Source organism: Haladaptatus litoreus (assembly GCF_900156425.1).
In the GTDB taxonomy this organism is placed as follows: domain Archaea; phylum Halobacteriota; class Halobacteria; order Halobacteriales; family Haladaptataceae; genus Haladaptatus; species Haladaptatus litoreus.
Genome location: NZ_FTNO01000001.1, coordinates 406,449 through 423,530 on the forward strand (window position 1 = coordinate 406,449; position 17,082 = coordinate 423,530).

Genomic DNA, 17,082 nt, shown 5'->3' on the forward strand with positions numbered 1-17,082 from the left:
TCGCTGGTTTTCCGACTTCGACAATCTAAAGCGGACTGCTTCTGTCGTCTCAGCTATGGACTACCACGAGGCGGCGAACTTTCTTTTCGACCTGCGGCGGTTCCGCCCCAAACCGGGGACGGATTCCACCGCAGACCTTCTCGCACACCTCGGCGACCCCCATGACGGCGTGCAGTTCGTGCAGGTAGCGGGGTCGAACGGCAAGGGAAGCACGGCCCGGATGACGGAGCAGATGCTCCGCGAATCGGGCCTCACTGTCGGACTGTACACGTCGCCGCATTTCGACGACGTGCGCGAGCGAATCACGGTTGACGGCCGGAAAATCACGAAAGCCGCGATGGGGACGTTCGTGGACGATGCCCACGAATACATCACCGACCGGGCGGTGGACGGCGAATCGCCGACGTTCTTCGAGACGATGACCGCGATGGCGCTCTGGTATTTCGGCCGCGAGGAGGTCGATGTCGCAATCCTCGAAGTCGGCATCGGCGGGCGCTACGACGCGACGAGCGTCGTCTCCCCGATTGCTTCTGCGGTGACGAGCGTGACGCTCGAACACACGGGTATCATCGGAGAGACGGTCGAGGAAATCGCCACCGACAAAGCACACGTCGCGCCTGACGACGCGCCGTTAGTCACTGGTGCGACCGGGGACGCCCTCGACGCGATTCGGGAACAGGCGGGCGATGTCGTGTTGGTCGGCGAGACGCCCGATGCAGACGTACAGGCCACCTACGAAGGCCGGACGAATCACACCGAGGCCGCGATTTCGTTGTCCGGTTCCGACTGGAAAGTCGAAACTTCGATACCACTGATCGGCGAGTATCAGGCCCAAAACGCCGGAATCGCGGCGGTACTGGCCCGGCAGGTCGCTGGCGTGAGCGAAGACGAACTCGCAAACGGCCTCCGGAAAGGATTCTGGCCCGGTCGGTTCGAAGTGATGGGAACGGACCCGCTGGTCGTGCTCGATGGAGCACACAACCCCGGGGCTTGCGAAGCACTCGCGGAAACGATTTCGGAGTTCGACTATGACGAGTTCCACCTCGTGTTCGGCGCGATGCACGACAAGGACATTCAGTCGATGACCGAGGCACTGCCGACGCCCGACCGCGCCGTCGCCTGCCATCCGAACATCGACCGTGCGGAGGACGAAGAAGTGCTCGCACGCGCGTTCGAAGAACGCGGTGCGAGCGACGTAGAGCGAGTGAGTTCGGTCGAGAGCGCGTTGGAAAACGCGCTCGATTCGGCAGAGGAGGACGACTTCGTCCTCGTCACGGGGTCGTTGTTCGCGGTGGCGGAAGCGCGAACCCGCTGGACGCGGGCCGAGATTCCGAAACGAATCGGAAATCTGGAGGAGGCGCGCGAAGCGCTAGAAGGAACCCACGTCACGGAACCCGGAGTCTGGAGAATGCGAGGAAAAGCAGTTCATCGCGTGCTGAAAACGCGCGTGCAGGTTCGGCAAGCCCAGTATATCAAAGAGGAGATGCTGAGTCTCGGCGGCGAATGCGCCCAATCGGGGTTGAACGACCGCGACGACGAGAACATCGACGTGCTGTTGATGGGAACCTTGGCGCAGTACAAACGACTCGCGGAGAAGTTGGACGGACAACCCTACGGTCTGTCGGTGTTCGCCGACGAACTCCGGAATACGCTGGGAATTCAGCGAGCGGAGAGCGGACACGGCTACCCGTGGGAAGGAAGAACTGCGGTGATGGGTATCCTCAACGTTACGCCGGACAGTTTCCACGACGGTGGGCAGTACGAAGCACGCGAGGACGCAATCGAGCGCGCGAAGGAGATGGTCGAATCAGGTGCCGACATCATCGACGTCGGCGGCGAAAGCACCAGACCGGGGGCGGACGAAATCTCGAACGCGGAGGAAATCGAACGAATCGTTCCGGTTATCGAGGAAATCAGCGATTTGGACGCGATGATTTCCGTAGATACGCGAAAGGCCGACGTCGCCCGCGCCGCGCTCGACGCAGGCGCGGACATTGTAAACGACGTTTCCGGACTGTCAGACCCCGAAATGCGGTTCGTCGCTGCGGAGTACGACGCGCCGCTCGTGGTGATGCATAGCCTCGACGCACCCGTGGTGCCAGACCACGTCGTCGAGTACGACGACGTGGTCGAGGACGTTATCGCGGAACTGGAAGAGCGCGTCCTGCTCGCGGAAAAGGCCGGACTCGACCGGAACAAAATCATCGTTGACCCCGGCCTCGGCTTCGGCAAACGAGCCGCCGAAAACTTCGAACTGCTCGGTCGAACCGGGGAGTTCCACGGACTCGACTGTCCCGTCCTCATCGGCCATTCGCACAAATCCATGTTCGGCCACATCGGAAGCGAGGCGGGCGAGCGCGGCCCGGCGACGGTTGCCGGAACGACCATCGCCGCGGAGCGCGGGGCCGACATCGTCCGCGTTCACGACGTGGAGGCGAACGTCGCCGCGGTTCGCGCCGTCGAAGCCGTGGAAGCGTCGAGAACGCTAGACGACTCGTAGCGGTGATTCGACGCGACCCACGCGAATCTACGCGATACGACCTGTTGCCACGGGTAGAACCCGCCGAGAATCTAATTGCTTTCGACCGCTAGCACGATAAAAAGACCGCACGCCGGGAGGCCGTTCTGCGTTTACGTTCCGATGTCGACGAGCGCCTGCCACGTGTTCGGGCCAGCCATGCCGTCCACGGTGAGTCCGGCACTGGACTGGAAGCTTTCGATTGCCCCCTCCGTCTCTGGGCCGTAGTAGCCGTCCACGGAGATGCTGTAGCCCTCGTCGTAGCGCAGTTGGTGCTGAACGGCGTAGGTCGGCCAATACGGGTCGTTGCTCGAACTCGTGACGTTCACGATGAGATTGCTCCACGTGTTCGGGCCGACGACGCCGTCAACGGTGAGTCCTTGTGCGGACTGGAAGCTCTCGACCGTACTTTCGGTTTCCGGGCCGTAGCTTCCGTCGTGGGCGAGGTTGTAGCCGTGGTGTTCGAGCAGGAACTGAATCGAGTACACTGCTTCGCCGTTGTCGCCGCGCGAGTACACCGGCCAACTGTACCCACCGCTACCGCCGTCGCCCAGACCGGGGTAGTCTTCCGGAATCGGGTTGCTCTTGTCCACCCAGTCGCCGGGACTTCCGGGGACGTAGACGTAGCTTCCGTTTCGTTTGATGTCGAAGTGAAGGTGCGGTTCGTAGCCGCCGCTGCCACCGAGGTCAGCGATGTGCTGACCGCGACTGACGTAATCACCGACATCCACTCTGAGGTCTGACTGACAGTGCGCGTATCGGGTTCGGTAGCCGCCGTCGTGTTCGATGTTCACCCGATAGCCGTATCCGCCGTTGTACCCGGATGCCGTGACCGTCCCGGACTGGGCCGCGTAAATCGGCTGGCCGGTTTCCCAGTCGATGTCCACGCCGCGGTGGGTTCGCGTTCCACCGTCGCGGTCGTCGTAGTACCCGGACGTGACTTGGCCCGTGGTTGGCCAGTAGAACTGGTCGGATGCCGCGCTCGCAGTTGCGGAGAGTGCTGGAATCGTGAGTGCAGTCGCTCCGACGGTTCGAAGGAAGTTTCGCCGCGTGTTTTTCTTAGTCATTTATGAACGCAACTTACTGAAGGAATCGGTTGTTAAAAAATTTTTCTAGTACTGATAAATAGTTGCAATATAGAAAAAATAATCGAAATAATATAATCAAAACAGCTCAGTTAGAGATCCGCACCACGGAACCTGAGGTATCCGAGACTGACTGGAACGACTGCCCACGCCACCAGCAGGACGAGGCCGAACCAGTCCGCGAGGTAGAATGGAACGTCGCCAGACCCGATGCCGAGGACGGCGTTCGGCGACTCCGGCAAAACGGCACCCATCGCGGTGGTGTAGGCGGCGCTCGGCGTCAGTCCCGACAGGAACAACGCCCAGTTCGGGTACTCCTGAATCGGAACGAGACGACCTTCGAGCAGGTACAGCGCGCCGAGCGGAACGACATCCCAGAGGAGTTCCAGCACGACGAACAGCCCGATTGCCATCGCGGTTGCGCGGGCACCCGACCCGGTCGTCGCCGAAAGTCCGACGACGAGGCTGATGTATGCGAACGCGTACAGCACCGTCAGCAGGACGAAGACCACGTAATCGACCGGCGTGAAGGTCGCGTACTTCGCAAGCACTACGATTGCCGCCACGGCAAAGCCGACGATGATGGGAAGCGCGAGAACGGCGGCACGACCGGCGACTTTCCCGAGAACCACATCTCGGCGGGTGTGCGGATACGAGAGCAGGAGTTTCATACTTCCACTTTCGCGTTCGCCAGCGAGGGACTTCGCCGCGACGACGACCGCCGTGATGGAGACGAACAGGGTCGCGGGTGCGGCGAGGAAGAACATCAATCCGAGCGCCGAGAGTTCTCCGGCCTCGCCCCCGAGTGCGGGCAGTTCGGCGTAGATGTACGCCATTCCTGCCGCGAAGAGGACGAACAGCGCGGAGAGCGCCCAGAGCGTCTTCGAGAGGCGTGCGTCTTGGAAATCCTTTCGCGCGACGACGGCCCAACTCATGCTGACACCTCCGTCCCGGCGGGCGTGCTATCTGCCGTGTAGGCCATGAACAGTTCTTCCAGCGAGGCTTCTTCCGTGCTGAAATCCTCGACTACTACACCTCGTTCTTCGAGCGCGTTCAACACTGCCGATTTCGAGCGGGATTCCAACGTCACGGCGACTGCCGTCTCCGCGGCAGTCGCCTGCGAGACGCCTTCGACTGTTCGAATCGCATTTAGCGTCGGTTCGTCAACCGGGCGGTCGGTCGTAATCGAGAGCGTCTGCTCGGTGCTGACCGCGCTTCGCAGTCCCTCGATGGTATCGACGGCGACCAGCTCGCCGCCCATCAGAATGCCAACCCGGTCACAGACCGCCTCGACCTGTTCTAAGATGTGGCTGGAGAAGAACACGGTCGCGCCGCGAGCGCGTTCTTCTTCGATAATGGTACGCATTTCGCGGGCACCCTTCGGGTCGAGTCCCGTCGAGGGTTCGTCCAAGATGAGCAACTCCGGTTTTCCGACGAGCGCCATCCCGAGGACGAGTCGTTGTTTCATTCCTTTGGAGTAGCCGCCGGTTTTTCGGTCGGCAGCGTCCGCGATTCCGACGCGTTCCAGAATCGCATCCGGGTCGTCGTCCGCGCCTTTCGAGCGAATGGCGAACTCCATGTGCTGTCTGCCCGTCAGTCGGTCGTACAGATGGTAGCCATCCGGTAGCACACCGACGCGCTTGTGAACCTCGAAACTCTCGCGCTGGGCGTCGAACCCGAGGACAGTCGCAGTCCCCGATGTCGGTCGAACGAAATCGAGCAGGATGTCGATGGTCGTGGATTTCCCCGCGCCGTTTGGCCCGAGGAAGCCGAAAATTTCGCCCTCCTCCACGGTGAGGTTGACATCACGGAGCGCCGTTACGTCTCCGTACTGTTTCGTTACACTGTTTAGCTCAATGGCAACCATACAATTTATACGCAGGATGACTATATAAATATGCGCTGACTGCTACTCTCAGGCACTGAAGCGTCTGAAAACGGGGAAATCGCCGTTAGAAAAATCCGAACGAATCCTGCACGTCGCGGTAGCAATCGAGATACTGCTCCAACACGGGTCGGTGGTCGTATTTTTCGAACGCGTCGTTTTCCGTCATCTCCGGCAGGGTTGCGGCCTCCCGAAGTGCGTCGGTGAGTTCCTGCTCACTCGTGGTTCTGAACGTGCGTTCCTCGCGTTCGACCAGTTCGTGCGCGCTCGATTCGACGTGATACTCCACCACTCCAGCGCACCCGCAGGCAAGTGCACGCAAGAGGTCGGTCGGGAAGGCTTCCTTTCTGGCGGTCTGGACGTAGACGTTTGCGCCGCGAAACACGGGAATCCGTTTTTCTGCCGGTTGTGCCCCCGTGAATTCGATTCGGTCGTCGATTCTGAGGTCTGCGGTCTGTCGTTCGTACTGTCTGCGGGCGGGGCCGTCGCCGATGACCACCGCGTGCCAGCCCTTGTCCCGCAGTTCGGCCAGCGCGAGCAGGAGACTTTCCAGATTCGCGTCCTCGTCTAGTCGCCGTGAGTAGACGATGTCCGCACCATCGACCACCTGCGCCTCGCGGATGGCGTCCATATCGATGCTGTTCGGGACGACGCGCACGTCGTCGCTGTTTGCGCCGAGTCCTCGAACGCGCGTTTTGACCGTCTCGGACGGCGTGATAACCTCGTCCGGCGCCCGAGCGGCCATCCGAAGCGATTTCGACGCCGTTCCCGTCCCGGCGGGCGGTGCTTCGTACCAATCTACGACGAGCGGTGCGCGGGCGAATTTGCTCGCCGTTTTCGCGGCCAAAACGTGCTTTGGAACCGCAGTCGCGTGAATCACGTCCGGTTTCGCGCGCCGGAGCGCGCCGGGAAGCGAGAGGCCAAATCTGCGCGACGGCGTCTCTCCGGGTGGTTCGGTCGTCACAGCGTGATACGTCACGCTTTCTTGTTCGAACGACTCGTGGTTCCCGTCCCACCACTGGGCGCAGAAAACGGTGATTTCGTGACCGCGGCTAGCGAGGAGTTCCGCAGTGCGACGAAGCCGACGGGTTGCACCCGTTTCTTCGTGTTGGGCCGTCACTTCGGCGACGAACGCGACTCGCATACCTGCGGCCACGAAACGAGAAAGTAAAAGTCTTCTTTCATTGAAACCCGCTCACTGGAACCAACGGTTTTCGTCGAACTCCAACGCGAGGTCGGGCGTCGTGCCCTGAAACCGCTGTTGCCAGACGTGTCGGTCGTAAAAATGGCCGATGGCGGTCATTCCGAACAGAAACAGCACGAACGCCGCGAGTTGAAACCCGGAAAACGAGATGAAACCCATCCACCCGAAGACGACCAACACTGTACTGATTCCCGAGAGGGACATGTACAGTTTGTGCCACGGAATCGTCGTCTGCGAATCAGTCGCCAGATACAGTTCGAAATTCTGCGCACCCTCGGTAAACGAGACTCGCTTGGAATTACGGTCGTAGGTGACGATTCCGATGGTTTCCAGTTTTGGCAGATGGGTCTGATACAACGCGCTGTACACCGATTTCCTCTGCTCGGGCGACACCATCTCCACGTCGATGTTGTTCTCCCACGCCGCGATTTGTTCCGCGAGTTCTCCCAATTCGACCGGCTTTCGCTCCCGATTGAGATAGTACAGCACGTACCGCCGCCGAAGATTTTTTACTGCGTCGTACACCTCCTGCTCTGAGAACGTGGCCGACTGTGTCCGGTCGGTTCGCTCTCGGGTTCGTGTCGTAGTCATACCTCCCCCGTAGTACTCTGCACACGCCAACGAACCGCATAAATCAGCGACTCCGTTCAGTTCGTATCCCGCGATGTCCGTTTCACGTGAACGATTCCGTAACTGGCAAATCGTGAATTACATCCTCGGCGTGAGGATACGACGATGACGCGATAGGACGGCCTGCCCTGGCGATTCAACCACCGATTACTATCTCCACCGCGACGAAAAACGTCGGCGTTATCGTGCCGACTCTACCGTTCATACCGATTGAAATCAGTCGCTCGTGTTCGTTTGGTCAGTACTCGCGTCGTCGGGGTCGATGTGGTCTTCACAGGATGTCGTAGCGGGGTGCTGACGAGTCAAAACCGGAGTGGCCCGCTCGTCGTCGTACACCGTAACGTAGGCAACTGCCGTTCCGGTTTCACCCTGATTCGGTGGCGTAACGAGTGTCGTGTCGTTGACCGGGCCGTACTCGAAGTACGATGTCGCAACGCCGTCTGGGGCGTACCACGTCGTTCCGACGGCGACACGGTCCGCCGACCCGTTGACCCGAACGGCGGAGCAGTTGACGAACTCGACGTGGAGGCCGTTCGCCGCGGTGTCCGCGGTTGCAGTCTTCGAATCTCCGCTGACGCTGTTCGTGTCGGTTTGTGCGCCGGTACCGACGCCGCTTCCGGCGACGAGCAAGCAGACGAAGGCGACCACGATTGCTCGCCGTGTGCATTTTGTGACCTGCATGGCGACTGGCCGTCACACGCAGGGGTTTTTGTTATGTGCCGGATATGCTCCGGTAACGGGACGATAGAATCCGAACGCTGTCGTTACCGTTTCTCGGCGTCCCCGTCGCCCTTCTGTAAACGAGTGATTTCGACCATCACGTCCGGAACGTCCTCCTCTTGTCTGCGGAACGTCCACGAGCGGTCGAACCCGATTCCGTTTTGCGCGCTGACCTCGACCAGTTCCCCTAACTGCTGTTCGAAATCGTCCAACGAGAGCAGTTCTACGTCACCAGTCACTTGGCTAGCACCCAGAGTCATCGGGGGAAAATCGTTGTCCGTCGTCGTACACCTGTACCGTCCCGGTGGTGTCGATTCGAATCGTACAATCGTAGAACGGGAACTGTACCTGCCCGACGCCGGGGTCGTCTTCGATGCTGAATGATGTGAAGAGGACTTCGAGTGCGTCGCAATCTACCGTCTCCTGCAGGGGTGGCATCTCCTCGATTGGTGTGTCAGTCACCTGTGAAACTGCCTTGCTGACGGTGACGACGATACTATCAGTTTCGTCCTCGTTGAACGAAAACTGATGTATCAAATCAGTGTTATTGCCTGCGTCCGTAGATATCGCCTCCATATTATATCACTTATCGTATATCAAATCAAGCTACCGATTCTACAAAATCTGTGCCTTTGTATCTCCATTCTTTAAGTATAGTGAGAGGTAATGAATTAGACTAGTCTCCACCGAGTCATTTTCCGACGGCCGATGTTAACACCGTCTCACAATAGCTACCGCTTGCCAAACTACTTTGTCACCCGTATCGAAACGAAGTATCAATGACGACGTATGATTTCGAGCGGTATCTGAACGTTCGAAGCGCACATAGTGCATCCTTCGGCCCGAACGGCGAACGACTGAGCTTTCTGCTGAACACGACGGGTGTCCCGCAAGTATGGCGGCTGGACGAACCAGGTACGTGGCCCGAACAGATCACGTTCGACGACGAACCGATTTCGTTCGCCTCGTGGTCGCCCGAACGCGACGAGCTGATTTTCGGCATGGACGACGGCGGAAACGAGCGCGAACAGTTGTTTCGACTCGACGGAACCGGCGAAACCATCTCCCCACTCACGGACATGCCGGACGCGAAGCACCGCTGGGGCGGGTGGAACTCCGACGGGTCGCAGTTCGCGTTCACGTCGAACCGGCGTGAAAACGCCGTTTTCGACGTGTACGTCCAAGACCGCGACGCGGTCGGCGAGGATGCCGAACTGGTGTACGAAGGCGATGGCTGGCTGTCGCTCGCCGGATGGAGTCCCGACGACGACCGATTGGTCGTCGTCGAAGCCCACTCCTCGTTCGACCAGGACCTCCACGTCCTCGACATCGAATCCGGCGAACTGGAACACGTAACGCCACATGAGGGCCACGTTCGCTACCGGAGCATCAACTGGGGCCCGGACGGCGACGCGCTCTATTTCGTCACGGACGAGGGGAGCGACACGATGTATCTCGCGCGTCTCGACCTCGATTCGGTCGAGCTCGAAGTCGTGGAGGAAGGCGGCGACTGGAACGTGGATGGCGTCGCCCTCGACGAGGAGTCGGGCCGACTCGTCTACTCGCGCAACGAGGACGGTTACACCGAACTCACGGTCGGCAGGCTGACCGATGAGACGACCATCCGCGAGTTCCCGACACCGAACCTTCCCCGGGGAGTCGCAGGCGGCGTCAGTTTCGACCCCGACGCGGAGCGGTTCGTCCTGACCGTCACGGAAAGCACGGACAACACGAACGTCTACGTCGTGGAAACCGAGACGGGCGAAGCGGAACGCTGGACGAAAGCGTCCACCGCCGGAATCCCGCCGGAGACGTTCGTTCCGCCGAAACTCGTCCACTTCGAGAGCTTCGATGGCAGAAAGATTCCGGCCTTCTTCTCGGTTCCCAAGGGTGCGGAAGACGGCGACACCCCAGTTATCGTGGACATCCACGGCGGGCCGGAATCCCAACGACGACCCTCGTTCAGTCCGACGAAGCAGTACTTCCTGAATCGCGGCTACGCCTACCTCGAACCGAACGTCCGCGGGTCGTCGGGCTACGGCAAGGAGTACACCCATCTGGACGACGTGGAAAACCGGATGGATTCCGTCGCGGACATCGAATCCGCTGTCGAATGGCTCCACGACCAGCGCGTCGTTGACCCCGACCGAATCGTCGCCATGGGGGGTTCTTACGGCGGGTTCATGGTACTCGCCGCGCTGACGGAGTACCCCGACCTCTGGGCCGCCGGGGTGGACATCGTCGGCATCGCCAACTTCGTCACGTTCCTCGAAAACACGGGCGACTGGCGGCGAGAACTGCGGGAAGCCGAGTACGGGTCGCTCGAAAACGACCGGGAATTTTTGGAATCCATCAGCCCCATCAACAACATCCGGAACATCGAAGCCCCACTGCTCGTCCTTCACGGCGCGAACGACCCGCGCGTGCCGGTGGGCGAAGCCGAACAAATCGTCGAGGAGGCGAGCGCGCAGGGTGTTCCAGTCGAAAAACTGATTTTCCCCGACGAAGGGCACGGCTTCTCGAAACTGGAGAACCGAATCGAGGCGTACGCGAAGACTGCGGAGTTCTTGGAAAAATACGTGTAACGCGGTGATTTCGGTTTCACTCAACAGACGCCATGACACGAGTAGTCTGTTGTTCGAATTTTTGTAGTATCGGTCAATTCGAATTTGTCGTCAGACAGTCACGAAACACATGACCGCCTCCGCGCACCATGTGAAAATCCATATTTCGAAAGTTTTCACGAACCACCGTGGCGCGTGCGCCGACAGCCCCGAGGCGCTTGCCGCCGAGGGTCTGTCCGGGTTCGCGCGAGGGATGACCAGAACGAGCGCAGCGAGTGGCGAGAAATCGATTGGGGAGGGTGTGGCCTGCGGAGGCTGTTGCGGTTTCATTGGTGTCGTGACTTGCCAACGTCATTTATCCAAGCAGTAAAGCCGTGCAGTCCTGCGTTCGTCAGTGCGGTTTCAATGTTGGCGTAACCTGCTGACAGAACCCAATAAAGAACTCTCACAAAACCGTTTATCCCGATTTGTCACAATCATATCCTCACTACAACGTCTTCTCGTACACGTATTCGCCAGCACCGAATCCCTCCGCCTCACCCTCTTCCACGCGCTCGAAATCGCGCGATTCGTAGAATCCGACACCAACATCGTTGTCCGCCAAGACGGTCAATCGAAGCGTCTCACTATCGCGCTCACGCAGTCGTTCTTCCACACGACTTAGCAACCGACTTCCCAACCCCAACCCCCACTCGTCGGAAACGACGTAAATCCGAAGCAGTCGGAAGACCCCATTTTCGTCCGAACTCGGTGCGGCATGAACGATTCCGACGATTTCCTCGCGCTCCGCGACGAAAAATTCGTGGTCGGGGTTGGTCGCGCTTTCGCGGAGGTGTTCAGTGTCGTACCACTGGTCGATGGTTTCGTCCACCGTGTCGGCCCCGATGATGTCGTCGTAGGCGGCGTGCCACGACTCTCGGGCGACGCGTCGGATGGCGGGTGCGTCGTCCGACTCCGCAGGTCGGACAGCAAAGCTAGTCATGCAGGGTTCTCGTGGCGTGCTGTCAAAAGTATTGCTCGAACTATGACATTGGTACGACGTGTCAATGAGCAGAAAGCACATGTAGGTCGCCTGTGAAACCCCCGACATGGCCGCCATCAGAACGAACTCCCTCACGAAGCGGTTCGGCGACGTCGTCGCAGTCCGCGATGTGAACCTCACGGTCGAAGAGGGCGAAATCTTCGGCTTCCTCGGTCCCAACGGGGCAGGGAAATCCACGACGATCAACATGCTGTTGGATTTCATGCGCCCGAGCGAGGGCACCGCAGAGGTTCTTGGACACGACGCACAGAACGAACCGCGAGCCATCCGCAATCGAATCGGTATCCTCCCGGAGGGCTACGACCTCTACGACCGACTTACCGCGCGGGAACATCTCGACTTCGCCATCGACGCGAAAAACGCGAACGAAAGTCCGTCGGAACTCATCGACCGAGTCGGCCTCTCCCAAGAGGACGCTGACCGAAAGGTCGGTGGCTACTCGAAAGGGATGGCCCAGCGACTCGCGCTGGCCTCCGCGCTGGTCGGCGACCCCGACCTACTCATTCTGGACGAACCCTCCTCCGGACTCGACCCCCACGGAATCCGAGAAATGCGCGAACTCATCCGCGCGGAGGCAGACCGCGGCACGTCCGTGTTTTTCTCCAGCCACATCCTGTCGGAAGTCGAGGCGGCCTGTGACCGCGTCGGAATCATGAACGACGGACAACTCGTCGCTGAAAATACCGTCGAGGGCCTCCGCGAACTGACCGGTGCGAGTTCGCAGTTGATTCTCAAAGTGTCGCGCGTCCCGACCGAACTCGACTTGTCGAGCATCGACGGCGTCTCCGGTGTTTCCGCCGATGACTCCACGCTTCGCGTGTCTTTCTCCGACCCCGGGAAGAAGGCGCAGGTGGTAAAGCGCGTGGACGCCGCGACGAACATTACGGACATCGAATCCGAACAGGCCTCGCTCGAAGAACTGTTCGACAGCTACACGAGGGGCGAGGAATCGACCGAGCAGAAAGCTGAACCCCCCGCGGAGGTGTCGGCATGAGCTGGCTTTCCGTGGCGAAAAAGGACTTCATCGACTCTCGACGCTCGAAAGGGTTGTTGGGCCTCATCTCGCTGTACGTCCTGCTGTTGGCGCTCATCGTCTACTTCGCGGGCGACAGCCCCCAGAGCGCGATGACGGACGTGCTCGCGCTGATGTCGCTCGTCGGCATCTTCATCATCCCGCTCAGCGCGCTCATCGTCGCCTACCTCTCCATCGCTGGCGAGCGCGAATCGGGGAGCATCAAATATCTGCTCGGGCTGCCGAACACGCGGTTCGACCTCGTCGTCGGGAAGTTCGTCGGTCGCTCGATGGTTATCACGGTCGGTCTGCTGTTGGCATTCGGCGTTGCTGGCGCGTTGGGAGTCGTCATGCTCGACAGCGTCGACTTCGCCGTGTTCGCGAAGTTCTTCCTGTTGATGCTGTTCTTTACCCTGACGTACATCGGCATCGCGGTTGGCCTGTCGGCGCTCTGTGTCTCGCGTTCGCGGGCGATGGCGAGTTCCGTCGGCGTGTTCTTCGTGTTCAACGTCCTCTGGACGGTTCCGACGATTTCGCCCGCCGCAGCACTCCGGTACGTCGCGGACGACAAACTCGGAATGACGCTCGGCCCGGAAATCTACGAATTCGTCTTCCTCATCAGTCCGCCCTACGCGTTCCAGCGCGCCGCCGGACTCGTCTTCACCGAGCAGAGCATCTACTTCCCTCGGTACATCACCCCCCAGATGAACATCCCGTTCTACTTGGAGGAGTGGTTCATGCTCGTCATCCTCGGCGCGTGGCTCGTCGCGCCACTGGCAATCGGCTACCTTGCCTTCGAGCGCGCCGACTTGGGATAAGCGAGCGTACGAATAGATTTCGACGAATCGAGCGGTAAACTCGGTATCCCGTGTCTTGATTTATCATGCTAGTGAAGGTTTAAATGGACAGTAAATCAATCGCTAGCTATGGCCGCCATTCAGACAAACGGTCTCACGAAACAGTTCGGCGAGGTTGTCGCGGTTTCCAACCTCGACTTGACTGTCGAAGAAGGCGAAATCTTCGGCTTCCTCGGCCCGAACGGTTCGGGTAAATCTACGACCATCAACATGCTAATGGACTACATTCGTCCGACCACGGGGTCGGCGAACGTCCTCGGTTACGACGCACAAGAAGACACCCAGACGATTCACGAGCAAATCGGCATCCTCCCCGACGCGTTCGACCTCTACGGACGACTCTCGGGTCGAAAGCACATCCAGTTCGCCATCGACTCGAAGAAAACCGGCGAAGATGCAGACGACATCCTCGAACGAGTCGGACTCTCCCAAGAGGACGCGGACCGCCCCGCGGGCGATTACTCGAAGGGAATGCGCCAGCGCGTTACCCTCGGAATGGCGCTCGTGGGCGACCCCGACCTGCTCATTCTGGACGAACCCTCCTCCGGACTCGACCCCCACGGCGTCCGCGAAATGCGCGAAATCATCCGTGCGGAGGCAGACCGCGGGACGGCCGTGTTCTTCTCCAGTCATATCCTCGACCAAGTCGAAGCAATCTGTGACCGTGTCGCCATCATGAACCAAGGCGAACTCGTCACCGTAGACACCATCGAAGGACTGCGGGAGACGAGCGACACCGGTTCGACGATGGAACTGTCGGTCAACATCATCCCGGACGTTGACCTGACGACGATAGCGGGCGTTACGGACGCCACGGTCGATGGCAGCAAAATCACGGTGACCTACACCGAACCGAGTGCGAAGGCGAAAGTCATCAACGCGGTCGAAGAGGCGGGTGCGACCGTCACCGACATTGCGACGAAAGAATCGTCGCTCGAAGACCTCTTCACAGCATACACGACGGATTCGGATGACCGCGGAGTCGAATCGGAGGTGGAAGCATGAGTGTCACCGTCGTCGCCCGGAAGGACTTCGAAGATGCCGCGCGCTCGAAGATGCTTTGGGCCATCACGGCCCTGTTCGTGTTGGCGACTGCCGGTGGAATGTACGCAATAGGTTCGTTCAACGATGATTTCACCGCAAATCAGACAGTCGCATTCCTTAGCACTCCAGCGACCCTCATCGTGCCACTTGCGGCGCTCGTCGTCGCGTATCTCGCTATCGCGGGAGAACGTGAATCGGGAAGCATCAAACTCCTGCTCGGCCTGCCTCACAGTCGCCGAGATGTCCTGTTCGGCAAACTGCTCGGACGAACCGCCGTCGTTTCGGTTGCGACCGTTGTCGCGTTTATCGCGGGCGCAATCGTCCTCGCCGTCCAGTACGGTTCGTTCCCGATAACCGAGTTCCTCGTGCAGGGAGTCGTGACGCTCCTCTTCGGACTGGTGTTCGTGGGTATCGCCGTCGGCTTTTCGTCCATGACCGCCACGCGGTCGCGGGCGATGGCGGGGGCAATTGGTCTGTATTTCCTCTTCCAACTCGTCTGGAGCGCCGTTCCATTGGGTGCCTACTATCTGCTTGAAGGCGGTATTCCAAACCCAGCAGAAGGGCTTCCAGCGTGGTACTTCCTGCTCCAACTGCTCAACCCAGTGAATGCATACGCAATCGTGGCTGACTTCCTGACGAATCCGGACGGGCAGACGATATACCAAACCATGGTTGCGGGCGATGCACCGTTCTACCTCGAAGGGTGGTTCGCGGTGGTCATCCTTGCCGTGTGGTTCGTCGTCCCGCTGGCGATTGGCTATCTCTCGTTCGAGCGCGCCGACTTGGGATAATCACGTACTGCTATTTCGCACGTCCTGCGATTTTTGATCGGTTTCAGTAACAGATACTAAATAGAATATTGTTCAACCACCCTGTATGAATGATTCCCCGACAGCTATCGCGTGGTTCCGGGTGATTCTGACGTGAGTTGGGTCGTCGTCGCGCGCAAGGATTTCCAAGATGCGATTCGCTCGAAGATGCTGTGGGCAATTACGGCGCTCTTCGTGTTCGTCACCGCTGGTTTCATCTTCCTCCATCGGTGGATAGACGGGAGCTATACGCCACAAGCCGCGATGAGCAACATGAGTTGGTCGTCCACCAGCGTCATTCCTCTCACCGCACTCGTCATCGCATATCTCGCCATCGTCGGTGAGCGTGATTCAGGAAGTATCAAACTCCTGCTCGGCCTTCCTCACAGTCGCGGTGACGTAGTGTTCGGAAAGTTCGTGGGACGGTCGGGCGTCGTCGCGGTTGCAACCATCGCCGCGTTCGGCGCGTCCGGACTCGTCTTGCTCGTGTACTATGGGTCGTTCCCGGCGGGCGAGTTCCTCGCGCAGTCAGCACTCGCACTCCTCTTTGCGCTCGTCTTCGTAAGCATCGCCCTCGGTTTCTCGTCGGTAACCGCGAGTCGTCCACGCGCAGTCGGCGGTGCGTTCGGCCTGTTTTTCTTCTTCCAACTCGGGTGGAAACTGATTCCACTGACCGGTTACTATCTGCTCGAAGGGAGCATGCCGTCGGAACCGTTTCCGAAGTGGTACTTTTTCACGTGGGTGCTCAATCCGGTCGAAGCGTATAAAATCGGAGCGAGGTACATTCTGCATCCCAACGAACAGACCATCTACGCCTCCCTCGTCGCGGGGAAGACACCGTTCTATCTGGAAGGCTGGTTCCCATTCGTCGTTCTCGCAATTTGGCTCGTCGTCCCCGTCACGCTCGGATACCTTCGATTCCGGAGCATAGACCTCTACTGAGCGATTTCTACAAAAAGAGCTTCCGGGTTATTCCGAAGCGACGTGGCTCTGCATCAGTTCCCCTTGCAAATCATCGTCTCCTAATCCGTCCAACGTGTCCGAAAGCGACGCTTTCAGCGACTGAACCTCCTCGATAAGTTCCTGATACTCGTCGCGACTTTCGAGTTCGCCCGGACTCATTCGGGTTTCGAGTGCGGCCTGCTTCGAAGACAGTGTGAGTAGTCGCTGAATATCGGCGGAGTACGTTGCGCGCTGTGTCAGCGTCGTAACGATGTTGTGTAACTGCTCCGGGGAGCGAATCGGTTTGACGATGTAATCGTCGTAGCCGAGTTCGAGTACGTCGAAGTCGGGTTCCGCTGCGGTAATCATGCCGACGCGGCAGTCCAGTTGTCGCTCACGAATCGTCTCAAGAACGTCGTCACCGCTCGCTCGCGGCATGTCCCGGTCGAGGAGCGCGATGTCGATGCTGTCGTCCGCATACTCTATCGCTTCTGCGCCGTCGTATGCGGTGTACACGTCGTACTCCTCACCGAGCCATCGGGTGTACAGATCTGCAATCGAACGCTCATCGTCGGCGACGAGAACGGTGTAGTCGGTCACGAAACCACGCTCCAACCGCCGGACTGTCGTCTGGCGGTCGTTGATTTGTATTCGTGCGAGCGGTACCCTCGCTGAGTCGGTTGTGTATCCATCGGTTTGGGTTGGCTGATTTTGCAGGTCGGGGCGTATTCAGAGCGGAAGACGAGGCGTTCGGTCACAGCAAAGAGACA

At 59.4% G+C, this 17,082-nt stretch carries 17 protein-coding genes; 7 read left to right on the forward strand and 10 right to left on the reverse strand.

The window, feature by feature from the left end; genetic code table 11:
* Positions 1–55 precede the first annotated feature (55 nt).
* A complete protein-coding gene (gene folP, locus BW974_RS02150) occupies positions 56–2,500 on the forward strand; it encodes a dihydropteroate synthase (RefSeq protein WP_076427576.1) in 2,445 nt (814 codons plus the stop codon).
* Between the two features lie 131 nt (positions 2,501–2,631).
* Here folP and BW974_RS02155 read toward each other — a convergent pair whose 3' ends face one another.
* The 8 genes from BW974_RS02155 to BW974_RS02190 all read right to left on the reverse strand — a co-directional run bounded on the left by BW974_RS02155 (position 2,632) and on the right by BW974_RS02190 (position 8,618).
* A complete protein-coding gene (locus BW974_RS02155) occupies positions 2,632–3,585 on the reverse strand; it encodes a peptidoglycan hydrolase (protein WP_076427578.1) in 954 nt (317 codons plus the stop codon).
* Positions 3,586–3,695: 110 nt separating this feature from the next.
* Positions 3,696–4,538: an ABC transporter permease gene (locus BW974_RS02160; RefSeq protein WP_076427580.1), complete on the reverse strand. Its 843-nt coding sequence runs from the start codon at positions 4,536–4,538 to the stop codon at positions 3,696–3,698.
* On the reverse strand, positions 4,535–5,470 hold the full coding sequence (locus BW974_RS02165; protein ID WP_076427582.1) for an ABC transporter ATP-binding protein: 936 nt from the start codon (positions 5,468–5,470) through the stop codon (positions 4,535–4,537). Before BW974_RS02165 ends, BW974_RS02160 begins: the two co-directional genes overlap by 4 nt.
* Positions 5,471–5,555: 85 nt before the next feature.
* Positions 5,556–6,632 (reverse strand): glycosyltransferase family 4 protein, encoded by a 1,077-nt coding sequence (locus BW974_RS02170; RefSeq protein WP_076427584.1) that lies wholly within the window; start codon positions 6,630–6,632, stop codon positions 5,556–5,558.
* A gap of 51 nt (positions 6,633–6,683) precedes the next feature.
* The gene (locus tag BW974_RS02175) at positions 6,684–7,283 is read right to left on the reverse strand and encodes a DUF7344 domain-containing protein (protein ID WP_076427585.1); all 600 of its coding nucleotides are present in this window, start codon (positions 7,281–7,283) and stop codon (positions 6,684–6,686) included.
* A 255-nt stretch (positions 7,284–7,538) separates the two neighbouring features.
* Positions 7,539–8,003, reverse strand: a complete 465-nt coding sequence (locus BW974_RS02180) for a hypothetical protein (RefSeq protein ID WP_076427586.1) — start codon at positions 8,001–8,003, stop codon at positions 7,539–7,541.
* Positions 8,004–8,086: 83 nt separating this feature from the next.
* A complete protein-coding gene (locus BW974_RS02185) occupies positions 8,087–8,281 on the reverse strand; it encodes a hypothetical protein (protein WP_076427588.1) in 195 nt (64 codons plus the stop codon).
* A gap of 4 nt (positions 8,282–8,285) precedes the next feature.
* A complete protein-coding gene (locus BW974_RS02190; protein WP_076427590.1) occupies positions 8,286–8,618 on the reverse strand; it encodes a HalOD1 output domain-containing protein in 333 nt (110 codons plus the stop codon).
* A 203-nt stretch (positions 8,619–8,821) separates the two neighbouring features.
* On the opposite strand from BW974_RS02190, the gene BW974_RS02195 reads away from it, so the two are divergent.
* Complete coding sequence (locus BW974_RS02195) at positions 8,822–10,627, forward strand: S9 family peptidase (RefSeq protein WP_076427592.1); 1,806 nt, start codon at positions 8,822–8,824, stop codon at positions 10,625–10,627.
* Positions 10,628–11,093: 466 nt separating this feature from the next.
* Here the strand turns inward: BW974_RS02195 and BW974_RS02205 are convergent, their stop codons facing one another.
* Positions 11,094–11,588: a GNAT family N-acetyltransferase gene (locus BW974_RS02205; RefSeq protein WP_076427595.1), complete on the reverse strand. Its 495-nt coding sequence runs from the start codon at positions 11,586–11,588 to the stop codon at positions 11,094–11,096.
* A 106-nt stretch (positions 11,589–11,694) separates the two neighbouring features.
* On the opposite strand from BW974_RS02205, the gene BW974_RS02210 reads away from it, so the two are divergent.
* From BW974_RS02210 to BW974_RS02230, 5 genes are all read left to right on the forward strand, one after another.
* Positions 11,695–12,642 (forward strand): ABC transporter ATP-binding protein, encoded by a 948-nt coding sequence (locus BW974_RS02210; protein WP_076427597.1) that lies wholly within the window; start codon positions 11,695–11,697, stop codon positions 12,640–12,642.
* The gene (locus BW974_RS02215) at positions 12,639–13,478 is read left to right on the forward strand and encodes an ABC transporter permease subunit (protein ID WP_076427599.1); all 840 of its coding nucleotides are present in this window, start codon (positions 12,639–12,641) and stop codon (positions 13,476–13,478) included. The genes BW974_RS02210 and BW974_RS02215 overlap by 4 nt, the downstream gene beginning before the upstream one ends.
* A gap of 108 nt (positions 13,479–13,586) precedes the next feature.
* Positions 13,587–14,522, forward strand: coding sequence for an ABC transporter ATP-binding protein (locus BW974_RS02220; protein WP_076427601.1), 936 nt, complete (start codon positions 13,587–13,589; stop codon positions 14,520–14,522).
* A complete protein-coding gene (locus BW974_RS02225; protein WP_076427602.1) occupies positions 14,519–15,352 on the forward strand; it encodes an ABC transporter permease in 834 nt (277 codons plus the stop codon). The genes BW974_RS02220 and BW974_RS02225 overlap by 4 nt, the downstream gene beginning before the upstream one ends.
* Before the next feature lie 132 nt (positions 15,353–15,484).
* Positions 15,485–16,312: an ABC transporter permease gene (locus tag BW974_RS02230; protein ID WP_076430194.1), complete on the forward strand. Its 828-nt coding sequence runs from the start codon at positions 15,485–15,487 to the stop codon at positions 16,310–16,312.
* A gap of 27 nt (positions 16,313–16,339) precedes the next feature.
* On the opposite strand, the gene BW974_RS02235 is transcribed toward BW974_RS02230, so the two are convergent.
* Positions 16,340–16,912: a response regulator gene (locus BW974_RS02235; protein ID WP_076430195.1), complete on the reverse strand. Its 573-nt coding sequence runs from the start codon at positions 16,910–16,912 to the stop codon at positions 16,340–16,342.
* Between the last annotated feature and the right edge of the window lie 170 nt (positions 16,913–17,082).

Excerpts from the sequence above, each read along its gene's own strand:
- folP (WP_076427576.1), top strand. The coding sequence starts at position 56 with ATGGACTACCACGAGGCGGCGAACTTTCTTTTCGACCTGCGGCGGTTC.
- BW974_RS02155 (WP_076427578.1), bottom strand. The coding sequence starts at position 3,585 with ATGACTAAGAAAAACACGCGGCGAAACTTCCTTCGAACCGTCGGAGCG.
- BW974_RS02160 (WP_076427580.1), bottom strand. The coding sequence starts at position 4,538 with ATGAGTTGGGCCGTCGTCGCGCGAAAGGATTTCCAAGACGCACGCCTC.
- BW974_RS02165 (WP_076427582.1), bottom strand. The coding sequence starts at position 5,470 with ATGGTTGCCATTGAGCTAAACAGTGTAACGAAACAGTACGGAGACGTA.
- BW974_RS02170 (WP_076427584.1), bottom strand. The coding sequence starts at position 6,632 with ATGCGAGTCGCGTTCGTCGCCGAAGTGACGGCCCAACACGAAGAAACG.
- BW974_RS02175 (WP_076427585.1), bottom strand. The coding sequence starts at position 7,283 with ATGACTACGACACGAACCCGAGAGCGAACCGACCGGACACAGTCGGCC.
- BW974_RS02180 (WP_076427586.1), bottom strand. The coding sequence starts at position 8,003 with ATGCAGGTCACAAAATGCACACGGCGAGCAATCGTGGTCGCCTTCGTC.
- BW974_RS02190 (WP_076427590.1), bottom strand. The coding sequence starts at position 8,618 with ATGGAGGCGATATCTACGGACGCAGGCAATAACACTGATTTGATACAT.
- BW974_RS02195 (WP_076427592.1), top strand. The coding sequence starts at position 8,822 with ATGACGACGTATGATTTCGAGCGGTATCTGAACGTTCGAAGCGCACAT.
- BW974_RS02205 (WP_076427595.1), bottom strand. The coding sequence starts at position 11,588 with ATGACTAGCTTTGCTGTCCGACCTGCGGAGTCGGACGACGCACCCGCC.
- BW974_RS02210 (WP_076427597.1), top strand. The coding sequence starts at position 11,695 with ATGGCCGCCATCAGAACGAACTCCCTCACGAAGCGGTTCGGCGACGTC.
- BW974_RS02215 (WP_076427599.1), top strand. The coding sequence starts at position 12,639 with ATGAGCTGGCTTTCCGTGGCGAAAAAGGACTTCATCGACTCTCGACGC.
- BW974_RS02220 (WP_076427601.1), top strand. The coding sequence starts at position 13,587 with ATGGCCGCCATTCAGACAAACGGTCTCACGAAACAGTTCGGCGAGGTT.
- BW974_RS02225 (WP_076427602.1), top strand. The coding sequence starts at position 14,519 with ATGAGTGTCACCGTCGTCGCCCGGAAGGACTTCGAAGATGCCGCGCGC.